The sequence below is a fragment of the Achromobacter sp. EG18 genome (assembly GCF_059759395.1).
On record NZ_CM186213.1, the window covers coordinates 5988691 to 6002143 of the forward strand.

At 67.8% G+C, this 13453-nt stretch carries 12 protein-coding genes; 11 read left to right on the top strand and 1 reads right to left on the bottom strand.

Going from position 1 to position 13453, the window contains the following annotated elements:
- Positions 1-36 precede the first annotated feature (36 nt).
- The 11 genes from odhB to AC6CR5_RS27650 all read left to right on the top strand — a co-directional run bounded on the left by odhB (position 37) and on the right by AC6CR5_RS27650 (position 12810).
- Complete coding sequence (gene odhB / locus AC6CR5_RS27600; RefSeq protein WP_024068147.1) at positions 37-1269, top strand: 2-oxoglutarate dehydrogenase complex dihydrolipoyllysine-residue succinyltransferase; 1233 nt, start codon at positions 37-39, stop codon at positions 1267-1269.
- Between the two features lie 120 nt (positions 1270-1389).
- Entirely contained in the window at positions 1390-2817 is a 1428-nt protein-coding gene (gene lpdA / locus AC6CR5_RS27605) for a dihydrolipoyl dehydrogenase (RefSeq protein ID WP_006389383.1), read from the top strand.
- Between the two features lie 76 nt (positions 2818-2893).
- Entirely contained in the window at positions 2894-3985 is a 1092-nt protein-coding gene (gene zapE, locus AC6CR5_RS27610; RefSeq protein WP_327763767.1) for a cell division protein ZapE, read from the top strand.
- 120 nt (positions 3986-4105) lie between these two features.
- Positions 4106-4639: a sigma-70 family RNA polymerase sigma factor gene (locus AC6CR5_RS27615; RefSeq protein ID WP_049054422.1), complete on the top strand. Its 534-nt coding sequence runs from the start codon at positions 4106-4108 to the stop codon at positions 4637-4639.
- A complete protein-coding gene (locus AC6CR5_RS27620) occupies positions 4632-5600 on the top strand; it encodes a FecR domain-containing protein (RefSeq protein WP_150101549.1) in 969 nt (322 codons plus the stop codon). The genes AC6CR5_RS27615 and AC6CR5_RS27620 overlap by 8 nt, the downstream gene beginning before the upstream one ends.
- A gap of 88 nt (positions 5601-5688) precedes the next feature.
- Entirely contained in the window at positions 5689-8190 is a 2502-nt protein-coding gene (locus AC6CR5_RS27625; protein ID WP_498085091.1) for a TonB-dependent siderophore receptor, read from the top strand.
- 148 nt (positions 8191-8338) lie between these two features.
- Positions 8339-8971: a DUF4198 domain-containing protein gene (locus AC6CR5_RS27630; RefSeq protein ID WP_498085092.1), complete on the top strand. Its 633-nt coding sequence runs from the start codon at positions 8339-8341 to the stop codon at positions 8969-8971.
- 23 nt (positions 8972-8994) lie between these two features.
- Entirely contained in the window at positions 8995-9276 is a 282-nt protein-coding gene (locus AC6CR5_RS27635; protein ID WP_006389389.1) for a DUF3649 domain-containing protein, read from the top strand.
- Positions 9273-10985, top strand: coding sequence for a PepSY-associated TM helix domain-containing protein (locus AC6CR5_RS27640; RefSeq protein WP_054480893.1), 1713 nt, complete (start codon positions 9273-9275; stop codon positions 10983-10985). Before AC6CR5_RS27635 ends, AC6CR5_RS27640 begins: the two co-directional genes overlap by 4 nt.
- 6 nt (positions 10986-10991) lie before the next feature.
- Complete coding sequence (locus AC6CR5_RS27645; protein ID WP_020924626.1) at positions 10992-11315, top strand: DUF3325 domain-containing protein; 324 nt, start codon at positions 10992-10994, stop codon at positions 11313-11315.
- 142 nt (positions 11316-11457) lie between these two features.
- Complete coding sequence (locus AC6CR5_RS27650) at positions 11458-12810, top strand: tryptophan--tRNA ligase (RefSeq protein ID WP_024068154.1); 1353 nt, start codon at positions 11458-11460, stop codon at positions 12808-12810.
- 72 nt (positions 12811-12882) lie between these two features.
- Here AC6CR5_RS27650 and AC6CR5_RS27655 read toward each other — a convergent pair whose 3' ends face one another.
- The gene (locus AC6CR5_RS27655) at positions 12883-13386 is read right to left on the bottom strand and encodes a hypothetical protein (protein WP_006389392.1); all 504 of its coding nucleotides are present in this window, start codon (positions 13384-13386) and stop codon (positions 12883-12885) included.
- Positions 13387-13453 lie beyond the last annotated feature (67 nt).

A 13453-nucleotide genomic window follows, 5' to 3' on the forward strand; every position in this document is an offset into this window, starting at 1 on the left:
CGCGGTCCAGAACACACACTCTACGGAATAAACAAAATGGCTATCACCGACGTCGTCGTCCCCCAACTCTCCGAATCCGTTTCCGAAGCGACCCTGCTGACCTGGAAGAAGCAGCCCGGCGCTGCCGTCGAAGCGGACGAAATCCTGATCGAAGTCGAAACCGACAAGGTCGTGCTGGAAGTGCCGGCCCCCGCCTCGGGCGTGCTGGCTGAAATCGTCAAGGGCGATGGCAGCACCGTGACCTCGGGCGAAGTCCTGGCCCGTATCGACACCGCCGGCAAGGCCGCCGCCACCCCGGCCACCGCCCCCGCCGCCGAAGCGCCCAAGGCCGCCGTGCAAGCCGCCGCCGCCCCGGCCGCTCCCGCCTCCACCGCCGCCGCCGGCGTGGCTTCGCCCGCCGCCGCCAAGATCCTCGCCGAAAAGGGCGTGGACGCCGCCAGCGTGGCCGGCACCGGCCGTGACGGCCGCGTCACCAAGGGCGACGCCCTGAACGCCAGCGCCCCCGCCGCCAAGGCCGCTCCGGCCAAGGCCCCGGCCGCTCCGGCCCCGACCACGCTGTCGCTGGACGGCCGTCCGGAACAGCGCGTGCCGATGAGCCGCCTGCGCGCCCGCATTGCCGAGCGCCTGCTGCAGTCGCAACAGGAAAACGCGATCCTGACCACGTTCAACGAAGTGAACATGCAAGCGGTCATCGATCTGCGCAACAAGTACAAGGACAAGTTCGAGAAGGAACACGGCATCAAGCTGGGCTTCATGTCGTTCTTCGTCAAGGCCGCCGTTGCCGCGCTCAAGAAGTTCCCGCTGATCAACGCCTCGATCGACGGCAAGGACATCATCTACCACGGCTACTTCGACATCGGTATCGCTGTCGGCAGCCCGCGTGGCCTGGTGGTGCCGATCCTGCGCAACGCCGACCAGCTGTCCATCGCTGAAATCGAAAAGACCATCGCCGACTTCGGCCGCCGCGCCGCCGACGGCAAGCTGGGCATCGAAGAGATGACCGGCGGCACGTTCTCGATCTCCAACGGTGGCGTGTTCGGCTCGATGCTGTCGACCCCGATCATCAACCCGCCGCAATCGGCCATCCTGGGCGTGCACGCCACCAAGGAACGCGCCGTGGTGGAGAACGGCCAGATCGTCATCCGCCCGATGAACTACCTGGCCCTGTCCTACGACCACCGCATCATCGACGGCCGCGAAGCCGTGCTGGGCCTGGTCGCCATGAAGGACGCCCTGGAAGATCCGCAGCGCCTGTTGCTGGACCTGTAATCTCGGCGCCCTGAGCCCGGCGTCCGCGCGACCCTCGTGTCGGCGGCGCCCGGCCGGCCCCAGGGGCCGGCTTGCGCGGGCCGGGGCGAGTATCTCTCCCTCCTCATTCGCGAGAACACTATGTCCAAACAATTCGACGTCGTCGTCATCGGCGCGGGCCCCGGCGGCTACATCGCCGCCATCCGCGCCGCGCAGCTCGGCATGTCGGTGGCTTGCATCGACGCCTGGCAGAATGGCCAAGGCGGCCCGGCTCCCGGCGGCACCTGCACCAACGTCGGCTGCATCCCCTCCAAGGCGCTGCTGCAATCGTCCGAACACTTCGAGCAGGCCAACCACCACTTCGCCGAGCATGGCATCGAAGTCAAGGGCGTCAGCCTGAAGCTCGACACGCTGATCGGCCGCAAGAACTCGGTGGTCAAGCAGAACAACGACGGCATCCTGTACCTGTTCAAGAAGAACAAGGTCACCTTCTTCCACGGCAAGGGCGCGTTCGCCGGCCAGGTCGAGGGCGGCTGGGCCATCAAGGTCACCGGCACCGCCGAGGAAGACCTGGTTGCCAAGCACGTGGTGGTCGCCACCGGTTCGTCGGCGCGCGAGCTGCCCGGCCTGCCGTTCGATGAAAAGGTCGTGCTGTCCAACGACGGCGCGCTGAACATCGGCGCCGTGCCGAAGACGCTGGGCGTGATCGGCGCCGGCGTGATCGGCCTGGAAATGGGCAGCGTGTGGCGCCGCCTGGGCGCGGAAGTCACCATCCTGGAAGCGATGCCGGAATTCCTGGCCGCCGCCGACCAGCAAGTGGCCAAGGAAGCCCTCAAGGCCTTCACCAAGCAGGGCCTGAACATCCAGATGGGCGTCAAGATCGGCGAGATCAAGGCGACCGCCAAGTCGGTGACCGTGCCCTACGTCGACGCCAAGGGCGCCGAGCAGAAGCTGGTGGTGGACAAGCTGATCGTCTCGATCGGCCGCGTGCCCTACACCGGCGGCCTGAACGCCGACGCGGTAGGCCTGAAGCTCGACGAGCGCGGCTTCATCGCCGTGGACGGCGACTGCAAGACCAACCTGCCCAACGTCTGGGCAGTGGGCGACGTGGTGCGCGGCCCGATGCTGGCGCACAAGGCCGAGGAAGAGGGCGTGGCGGTTGCCGAGCGCATCGCCGGCCAGCACGGCCACGTCAACTTCGACACCGTGCCGTGGGTCATCTACACCTCGCCGGAAATCGCCTGGGTCGGCAAGACCGAGCAGCAGCTCAAGGCCGAAGGCCGCGAGTACAAGGCCGGCAGCTTCCCGTTCCTGGCCAACGGCCGCGCCCGCGCGCTGGGCGACACCACCGGCTTTGCCAAGGTGATCGCCGACGCCAAGACCGACGAGGTCCTGGGCGTGCACATCGTGGGCCCGATGGCCTCGGAATTGATCTCGGAAGCCGTGACCATCATGGAATTCCGCGGCGCCGCCGAAGACATCGCCCGCATCTGCCACGCGCACCCGACGCTGTCGGAAGCCGTGAAGGAAGCCGCCCTGGCCGTCGACAAGCGCGCCTTGAACTTCTGATCCGCCACGCTGCGGCTCTGCCAAAGGGGGCGGGTTTTCGGACCCGCCCTTTTTTTCTTTTGCCTGTGCCATCTCCATGAACGTCCGCGAATACTACGAACACGCCCTGGCCGAACGCGGCTACAAGCCCGACGAAGCCCAGAAGAAGGCGATCGACCGGCTGCAGCGCTATTACGACGAGTGGGTCAAGTTCAAGGCGATGCGCTCGAACGCCCTGAAGAAGCTGCTGAACCGCCCCGATGTGCCGCGTGGCGTCTATCTGTGGGGCGGGGTGGGGCGCGGCAAGAGCTTCCTGATGGACGCCTTCTACGCCACCGTGCCGGTGGTGCGCAAGACGCGCCTGCACTTCCACGAGTTCATGCGCGGCGTGCATCGCGAGCTGGAAGAAGTGAAGGGCATGCAGGACCCGCTGGACGAGGTCGCCAAGCGCGTCGCCAAGCGCTACCGCCTGATCTGCTTCGACGAGTTCCACGTGTCGGACGTGGCGGACGCGATGATCCTGCACCGCCTGCTGTTCAAGCTGTTTGAATACGGCACCTCGTTCGTCATGACGTCCAACTACGAACCGTCGACGCTGTATCCCGACGGCCTGCACCGCGACCGCGTGCTGCCGGCGATCGAGCTGATCCAGGCGCGCATGGACGTGATGAATGTGGACGCCGGCGTCGACTATCGCCGCCGCTCGCTGGAGCAGGTGCAGTGCTACCACACGCCGCTGGACGAGCATGCGCAGCAGGCGTTGCAGCGGGCCTTCGACAGCCTGGCCGATACGCCGCCGCAGGAGCCGCTGCTGCATATCGAGCATCGCGAAATCCGCGCGCTGGCGCTGGCTGGTTCGGTAGTGTGGTTCGACTTCGCCACGCTTTGCGGCGGTCCGCGTTCGCAGAACGACTACCTGGAACTGGCCAACCGCTTCCATGCGGTGATCCTGTCCGGCGTGCCGCGCATGGGTCCGCGCCAGGCTTCCGAGGCGCGCCGTTTCACCTGGCTGATCGACGTCTTCTACGACCATCGCGTCAAGCTGATCATGTCGGCCGAATGCGAGCCGGAAGAGATCTACACCGAGGGCGCGCTCGCCAACGAGTTCCATCGCACGGTATCGCGCATCCTGGAAATGCAGTCGCGCGAATACCTCGAGTCGGAACGCCGCCAGACCGCAACGTTGTAGTTATGCCGCAAGCGTCCGCCCGCGGGGCGGACGTGGCGCAATTTGCGGCATTTGCGTTGGTAATGCAAGTCATTATCAATTAACATCCGAAGACTTCTGGTCCCGCGCCGCAGTCTTCCCGTGTCCTCCCCCATCCTTTCGTCTCCGGCCTCCTGCGCCGATGCGCCCGCCACGCAGGTCGACGGCCTGTACCGGGACCATCGGCCCTGGCTGTTCGGCTGGCTGCGCCGCAAGCTCGGATGCGCGCATCGCGCCGAGGACCTGGCGCAGGACGTGTTCGTGCGCGTGATCCAGGGCCGCAAGACGGTGCGGGCTGGCGAGGCTCGGGCGCTGCTGACCACCATCGCCAAGGGGTTGGTGATCGATCATCAGCGCCACGCGGCGCTGGAACATGCCTACCTGGCCTATCTGGCCGACCTGCCCGAGGCCCATGCGCCGTCGCCCGAGACACAGGCCGAGCAGATGCAGGCCCTGATGCAACTTGACCGCCTGCTCGACAGCCTTCCGCCCAAGGCGCGTTCGGCCTTCCTGCTGTCGCAGCTGGACGGCCTGACCTATCCCGAAATCGCCCAGAGGCTGGGCGTGTCGCTCAGTTCCGTGCAGCAGTACATGGTGCGCGCCATGTCGGCCTGTTATGCCGCGCTTCATGACTAGCGCGGTCGACCGCGCCGCCATGCCGTCCGAGGCGGTCGTGCGCGAAGCGATCGCCTGGTGGGCGCGCCTGCAATCGGGGGTGGCCGACGCCGGCGATCGCGAGGCCTGTCATGCCTGGCTGGCGCGGGACCCGGCGCACCGCAAGGCCTGGGAGCGGCTGGAAAGGATCGGCCGCGATGCCCGCCGCGTGCCGGCCGCGCTGGCGCATGCGGCGCTGGAAGGCCCGGCGATGCCACGCAGGCGCGCCATCTTGCGCAATGTGCTGACACTGGCCGGCGTGGGCATGGCGGGCTGGGCCGGCTATCGGCACGCGCCCTGGCAGCGCCTGGCCGCCGATCTGAGCACCGGCATCGGCGAGCGGCGCGCGGTGGCGGTGGCCGACGGCCTGCACATCACCCTGAACAGCGATAGCGCGCTGCGACTGCGGCTGGAAGACGGCGCGCGCGGCATCCATCTGCTGCGCGGCGAGATCCTGGTCGATGCGCAATCGCGCCGGGGCGCTCCGGCATTGCGGGTGGATACCGGTTATGGCGTGCTGCTGGCCGGGAGCGCGCGTTTCGACGTGCGCCGCACGCCTCACGGCGCGCGACTGGGCGTCTACGAGGGCAGCGTCGCGCTGCAGCGCGAAGGCCTGTCCACCCAGACCGCCGACGCGGGCGAACGCCTGGGCTACGACGACCAGGGCGGCGTCGAACGGCAGGCGGCGGATCCGGATCGCCTGGCCTGGGTCGACGGCCTGGTGGTGGCCAAGGATTGGCGTCTGGATTATTTCGCCGACTACCTGGCGCGCCACCGGGTCGGCGTGATCCGGGTGGATCCGGCGGTGGCGGGCCTGCGGCTGTCGGGCGTCTTCCCGCTGGACGATGCCGAGCGCGCACTCAAGGCGCTTGAGCCGGCCCTGCCTATCGTGGTGACGCGTCACACGCAGTATTGGTTGCAGGTGGGGCCGCGCACGGCCTGACCGTTACAAACTTCCCGGCCGGCGCATTGCAGGTTTTCCTTCCTGGTACGGAAAGGCAGAGATAGAGACCTACGTACAGGGAGTTTTCGTGTCCGCTTCATCTTGCCCGCGCCTGGGCGCACCCTTGACCGCCGGCCGCCTGGCCGTGCTTGCCGCCACTTGCGCCGGCGCCTGGCTGGCCGCCGCGCCCGCCGCCTGGGCGCAAACGTCGCCCGCCGCGGCCCAGGCGCCGCGCACCTACCAGATCGCCGCCGGTCCGCTGGGCGACGCGCTGACCCAATTCGCGCGCAACGCGGGCGTGGTGCTGTCGTTCGATCCGGCGCAGGTGCGCGGCCTGCGTTCCGAAGGCCTGGACGGCGTCTATCCGGTGGGTGCGGGCTTCGCCCGCATCCTGGCAGGCAGCGGCCTGCAGGCGCGGGCCCAGGCCGGCAACACCTGGACGCTGGTGGCGGCGCCCTCCGGCGACACGCTGACGTTGGCGCCGGTGACGGTGTCGGCCAATTCCCTGAGCGCCTTTGCGCCGACCGTGGGCTACGTGGCCGGCGCCAGCGTCAGCGCCACCAAGACCGATACCCCGCTGATCGAGACGCCGCAATCGGTGTCCGTGGTCACGCGCGAGCAGATCGCGGAGCAGGGCGCGCAGACGCTGAACCAGGTGCTGCGCTACACCCCCGGCGTGGCGACCGAAACGCGCGGCGCCACGGCTACGCGGCTGGACCAGTTCAGCGTGCGCGGTTTTTCCGCGTCGACCTACCTGGACGGCTTGCGCGTGTTCGGCGGGCGCGACGCCCTGCCGCAGGTGGACGCCTACCGCCTGGAACGCGTGGACGTGCTGAAAGGACCAGCCTCGGTGATGTACGGGCAGGGCGGGCCGGGCGGGGTGGTCAACCAGGTCAGCAAGCGGCCGCTGGAAGAAGCCCTGCACGAAGTCGAGCTGCAGGTCGGCAACTACGACTACCGGCGCGCCAACTTCGACTTCGGCGGCCCGCTGGATGCGGACGGCAGGTACCTGTACCGCCTGGTGGGATCGGGCTACATGTCCGACGGCCAGATCGACCACACCAAGGAGCGCCGCTATTTCGTCTCGCCGGCCTTCACCTGGAAGCCCAACGGCGATACCTCGCTGACCGTGCTGACGAACTTCCAGCGCGATCCCGACATGGGCTCCTATGGCGCCGTGCCGCCCATGCGCTCGCTGCTGTCGGCGCCGGATGGCATCCGCCTGTCGCCGCGCTACTACGACGGCGACGCCAACTTCGAAAAGAGCGATCGCAAGAGCTATTCGCTCGGCTACGTGCTGGATCACCGCTTCAATGACAATCTGAAGGCGACGCAGAGCCTGCGCTGGACCCATTCCGACGCCAAGTACCGCAGCGTCTACGGCGCCTCCAGCCGCTTCTACGGCTACACCGACAGCCGCTACCTGTACCAGCAGCGCGCCGCGATCGCGACCGACGTCGAGGTCGGCGCGCTGACCATCGACAACAACCTGCAGGCGCGCTTCGATACCGGCCCCTTCGGCCACACGGTGCTGCTGGGCTTCGACTACCAGCACGTCAAGACCGACACGCTGTCGGGCTTCGGCAGCGCGCCCCCGCTGAACGTGATGAACCCGGACAACCGCCAGGACATCCCGGTGCCGGCGTTCTCCACCGACGCCACCACCACGCAGTACCAGACCGGCCTGTACTTCCAGGACCAGATCAAGATCGATCGCCTTTCGGTGCTGCTGGGCGGCCGCTACGACTGGTCGCGCAATGTCGGCGAAAGCACCGCCATCGCCACCGGCCGCACCACGCCCTCGTCGTTGCGCGCCGAGGCCTTCACCGGCCGCTTCGGCGTGATCTACAACTTCGACAACGGCGTGGCGCCGTACTTCAGCTATTCCGAATCGTTCGAGCCGCAGTCGGGCACGGGCTGGAACAATGCGCCGTTCAAGCCGATCGAGGGCAACCAGTACGAGGTCGGCATCAAGTACCAGCCGCCGGGCAGCGCGACCCTGCTGTCGGTGGCGGCATTCGACATCCGCCGCGAGAACATGCTGACCACCGATCCCGATCCGACGCACCTGTGCGGCACCTCGAACGCGCGTTGCCAGATCCAGTCCGGCGAACTGCGCACGCAGGGCATCGAACTGGAAGCCAAGACCGAACCGCTGCGCGGCCTGACGCTGATGGCCGGCTATTCGCTGCTGGACAACGCGTACTCCAAGGCCAACCCCGGCACCACGGGCCTGAACCTGAAGGGCAAGGCGCCGGTGGGCGTGCCGTCACAGCAGGCCTCGGCCTGGGCCCGCTATCAGTTGCAGGGCGGCCCGCTGGCCGGCCTGGGCGTGGGCGGCGGCGTGCGCTACATCGGGTCGTCGTACGGCGACGAGGCCAACACCATGAAGGTGCCATCGGTGACGCTGTTCGACCTGATGCTGGACTACGACATGGGCCGTGTGTCGCCGTCGCTCAAGGGCATGCAGGTGGCGTTGAACGTCCAGAACCTGTTCGACAAGGAATACATCGCATCGTGCTCGGGCGATTCGTGGTGCTGGTACGGCTACCAGCGCTCGATCAAGGCCAGCCTGCGCTATCGCTGGTAGCGTGGCCAGCGTGTCCGCGGCCGGGCCACGGACACGCTTTCAGGCAGTCTCTCGCATCGTAGTGAGAATGGTTATAATTCAAGCCCAACCGACACGGAACCTGCCGCGGGGCGATTCCGGATCGGCATTCACAACAGGAAAATCGACAATGAAATTCGCAAGGACTTTGGCAGCCGTGGCGCTGCTGGGCAGCGCCGGCGCGGCGCAGGCGCACTTCGTCTGGCTCGAGCGGGCCGACCAGGGGCCGGCAAAGGCGTACTTCGGCGAATGGGCGGACGACCTGCGCGAAAAGCGCGACGGCCTGCTGGGCAAGGTCCTGGTGGCGCCGGTGGTCACCGGCGCCGACGGCAAGGCGCTCAAGGCGTCGGCCCAGGGGGCGGATTTCGTCGAGTTCGCCGTCAGCGGCAAGGGCGATGTGCGCCTGTCGCAGCCGATCCAGTTCAAGGACACGCTGATGCAGTACGGCGCCAAGGCCGGCCGCGAAGACACCCAGGGCAAGCTCGACCTGGAACTGGTGCCGGCCGCGGCGGGCAGCAATACCTTCGTGCTGCAGTTCAAGGGCAAGCCGCTGGCCAAGACCGAAGTCACCGTGTTCGGCCCGCCCAAGTGGGAAAAGCGCTTGCGCAGCGACGAGAACGGCCGCATCGAGATCACCACGCCGTGGCCGGGCCAGTACGTGCTGGAAGCCGCCCACGTCGAGGACAAGGCCGGCGAGGCCGACGGCAAGGCCTACGCCAAGGTCCGCTACGTTTCCACCCTGACCTTCAACGTGACCAAGTGAAAGCTCCCGCAGCCGGCGCAGGCATGATGCGCTACCGTCTGGCCGTGGCCTCGCGGGCCCTGGCCGCCATCCTCGGCGGCTACGGCCTGGCCTCGGCGGCCGCGGCCTGCCTGGCCGTCTGGCTGCCCATGCAGCGCGCCGATGCCGTCGTCACGGCGCAGATGTCGGCCTTCGTGGTCTACACCTGTGGCGTCATCTGGGTGTTCGCCACCCGCAACGCCTGGCGCGCCTGGGCCGGCATCCTGTTGCCGGCGGCGCTGTTCGGCGGCCTGTTCCTGATCGGCCGCATGGTGGGGGGCGCATGAAACCCAGTACCGGAAAAGCGCAAGGCGAAGAGGGCCTGCGCCAATCCATGTCGTGGCTGCACACCTGGTCGGGCTTGATCTTCGGCTGGGTGCTGTTCGCCATGTTCCTGACCGGCACGCTGTCATTCTTCCGCCCCGAAATCACCCGCTGGATGCAGCCGGAGATCCAGGCGCAGGCCGCGCCCACGCTCGAATCCGTGACCATGGCGCAGCGTTACCTGACCGAGCATGCGCCTGACGCCAAGCGCTGGTTCATCACGCCGCCGACCGACCGCGAGCCGCTGATCCAGCTGCTGTACCAGGTGCCCAAGCCCAAGCCGGGCGAGCGCGGTTTCGTGCGCGTCAAGCTCGATCCGCGGACCGGCCAGGCCGTCCAAGGGCGCGAGACGCGCGGCGGGGATTTCTTCTACCGCTTCCACTTCGAACTCGAAACGGCGTTCCCATGGGGGCGCTGGCTCGCCAGCATCGCCGGCATGTTCATGCTGGTGGCGATCATCAGCGGCATCATCACCCACAAGAAGATCTTTGCCGATTTCTTCACTTTCCGCCCGAAGAAGGGCGGCCAGCGGGCCTGGATGGACGGCCACAACGCGTTGTCGGTGCTGGGGCTGCCATTCCACCTGATGATCACATTCAGCGGCCTGGTGCTGTTTGCGACCATGCTGATGCCGGCAGGCATCCTGGCGGTCTACGAAAACCCGCGTCAGTATTCCGACGATGTATTCCCCGGGTTCAAGGTCACGCCACCGCGTAACGAACCTGCGCCGCTGGTCGCGCTGGCGCCGCTGGTGGAGCAGGTCGAGCAGCGTTGGCAGGGCCGGGTCGGCCGCGTCACGGTCAACAACCCCGGCGACGCCGGCGCCACCGTCACCTTGACGCGCGATGCGGCGGACGGCGTGTCCTATGGCCGGCTCGCGCCCTACGCGCGCTTTGACGGTGTCACCGGCGCCTTCCAGGAAGGGCAGGACGAGCTCAGCCCCACCGTGCGCACCGCTGGCGTGATCGTCGGGCTGCACCTGGGCCTGTTTGCCGAACCGCTGTTGCGCTGGTTCTATTTCCTGGTCAGCCTGGCGGGCACCGGCATGGTCGGTTCCGGCCTGGTGCTGTGGATCGCCAAACGGCGCCAGAAGGCGCGCCCCGGCGCGCGCGAGGCCTTCTCGCTGCGCCTGGTCGATGGCTTGAACGCCGGCACCATCGCTGGCCTGTTCATCGCGGTCGCCGCGTTCTTCTGGGCCAACCGCCTGGTGCCGGCCGACCTGCCGGGCCGCCCGCTATGGGAAGTGCGGGCGTTCTTCGCGGCCTGGGGGCTGTCGCTGGTGTACGCCTTCGTGTTCCACAAGCGCAAATGGGTGGATCTGCTCTCGGCCGCCGCCGCGTCGCTGGCGCTGGTGCCGGTGATCAACGCCGTGACCACCTCGCGCCACCTGGGCGTGTCCCTGCCGACCGGTGACTGGGTGATGGCCGGTTTCGACCTGACCTGCCTGGCGGGCGCGCTGCTGCTGGGCTGGATGGCGCGCAAGGCCGCCCGCGCGCGCAAGGCGCCGGCCAAGGCCGGCGGCAAGGCCGCGGCCCGGACGGCGGCGCCGGCGCAAGTCCAGGCCCGACCCCAACCCGACACGCCAGCCCAACCCGTCGCCCGGCCGCGCGCGCCGGTCGCGTCCGCGATGGCGCAAGCCACGCCTTCCGAAGCCGCCTATGAACCGAGGTGATACGCCATGACGCTCGCCGCCTTCTGCCTGGCCTACGCGGGGTTCTCCGCCCTGTGCCTGGGCATGGACCGTCACTACGAAGACCTGTTCGACCGCGCCTTGCCGCGCCGCCATCGCGTGCCGCTGCGCACCTTCGGCTGGCTGGCGCTGGCGCTGTCCCTGTGCGCCTCGGCCGCGGTCTGGGGCTGGAGCTACGGCACCGTTGAATGGATCGGCATCCTCAGCATCGCGGGCCTGCTGCTGATCTGGTTCCTGACCTTCCGGCCACGGGCCGCGTTGACGGCCGGCGGGCTGTGCGCGGTGGCTGCGCCCTTGCTGGCCGTCCTGTAGGCGCACCGTCGGCCTGGTGTCCGCGTCCGCGCGCGCACCCGCCGCGCAGGGGCGGCGTCGCGCCCGGGCGGCGCCGGTCATTCAGGCGCCCCGCGCGGCACGTTACACTGGGCGTTTCACCAAGCAAACGCCTTCATCGTCCATGAATACCCGCGTCCTCACTGGCATCACCACCTCCGGAACCCCTCACCTCGGCAACTACGCTGGCGCGATCCGCCCGGCGGTCCAGGCCAGCACGCAACCGGGTGTCGACGCGTTTTTCTTCCTGGCCGACTACCACGCGCTGATCAAGTGCGACGACCCGGCCCGCGTGGCCCGCTCGCGGCTTGAGATCGCCGCCACCTGGCTGGCGGTGGGGCTCGACCCGGACCGCGTGACCTTCTATCGCCAGTCGGACATCCCCGAGATCCCCGAACTGAGCTGGCTGCTGACCTGCGTCACGGCCAAGGGCCTGATGAACCGCGCGCATGCCTACAAGGCCTCGGTCGACCAGAACGTGGCCAAGGGCGTGGACCCCGACGATGGCGTGACCATGGGCCTGTTCTCGTATCCGGTGCTGATGGCCGCGGACATCGTCATGTTCAACGCCAACAAGGTGCCGGTGGGCCGCGACCAGATCCAGCACCTGGAAATGGCGCGCGACATCGCCCAGCGCTTCAACCACCTGTACGGCCGCGAGTACTTCACGCTGCCCGAGGTCGCCATCGAAGAAGACGTGGCCACCTTGCCGGGCCTGGACGGTCGCAAGATGTCCAAGAGCTACAACAACACCATCCCGTTGTTCGAGGGCGGCGCCAAGGCCCTGCGCGCCTCGATCATGCGCATCGTCACCGACTCGCGCGAACCAGGCGAACCCAAGGACGCCGAAGGCTCGCACCTGTACACCATCTATCGCGCCTTCGCCACGCATGAACAGGCCACGGCGTTCCGCCAGCAGCTCGAGCAAGGCCTGGGTTGGGGCGAGGCCAAGCAGGCGCTCTACGACCATCTGGAGAATCTGCTGGCGCCCATGCGCGAGCGCTACTTCGACCTGATGGCCAACCCCGGCCGCATCGAAGACGTGTTGCAGGCGGGCGCCGCCAAGGCGCGCAAGCTGGCGGTGCCGATGATGCGCGAGCTGCGCGAGGCCGTGGGCCTGCGCAACCTGAATGCGCAGGCGCCGGGCAAGCAGGCGCAGGCCAAGAAGGAAAAGGGCAAGGGCGCGCGCTTCGTCAGCTTCCGCGATGAAGACGGCGGCTTCCGCTTCCGCCTGCTGGCCGCGGATGGCGAGGAACTGCTGCTGTCGCAACGTTTTGCCGACCCCAAGGAGGCCGGCGCACTGATGCGTCGCCTGCAGTCGGAATCGCCAGAGGCGCTGTTGCAAGCCACCGCCGATGGCCTGGCCGCGGTACTGGACGGCGCGGTCGTGGCGGCGGCGCCCGCGGGCGCCGCCGGTGACGCGCAGGCGCAGTTGGCGAAAGCGCGCGACGCGTTGCTGTCGATGGCGCAGGAATAACGCGGCGAGCGCAACGACAAGGGCGGCGCGATTGCGCCGCCCTTGTCGTTTGTAATCCGAAACCGATACCGCTTAACGCGCGCCGGCGGAGACGATGCGGCCGTCGCGCACCTGGAAGCGCTGCGCATTGCCCTGGCCGGCGATCTCGAGCATGTCGCCTTCCGAATAGCCGGTGACCGTCGGGCAATCGAGCCATTCCGGGTTGATGAACGGAAAGTACTTCAGCGTTCCGCTGCCCTGGCTGGCGAAATCGAAGGTGGTGTTGGCCACGACTTCCGGATCCCACTGGCTGGCGTCGAAGGTCAGGACACAGCCGGCGCCGATACGGTAGATGATGCTTGCGCCCATGCTGGCAAAGCCGAGCGCGCCGACATGCAATTGCGCGCCGTTGGTCAGTTCGATGATGCGGCTGCCCAGGCGTTCCAGCGTGATGTGCTTGAAGGTGACCTCGGCGCCGTCCACCTTCAGGTGAGCGTATTGGCCCAGGGTGACTTCGTTGTAGGCGCCGCTCAGGCTGGCTTCCTTTTCGGTAATGGTTGCCGTTTCGTTGGCGGCAAGCGTAATGGTATTGCGCATGGCGGGCGGATCTCCGGTCTCTCAGGTATGGCGCTATTTTTCTTGTGCTTCTACCCGATAGGCGCTT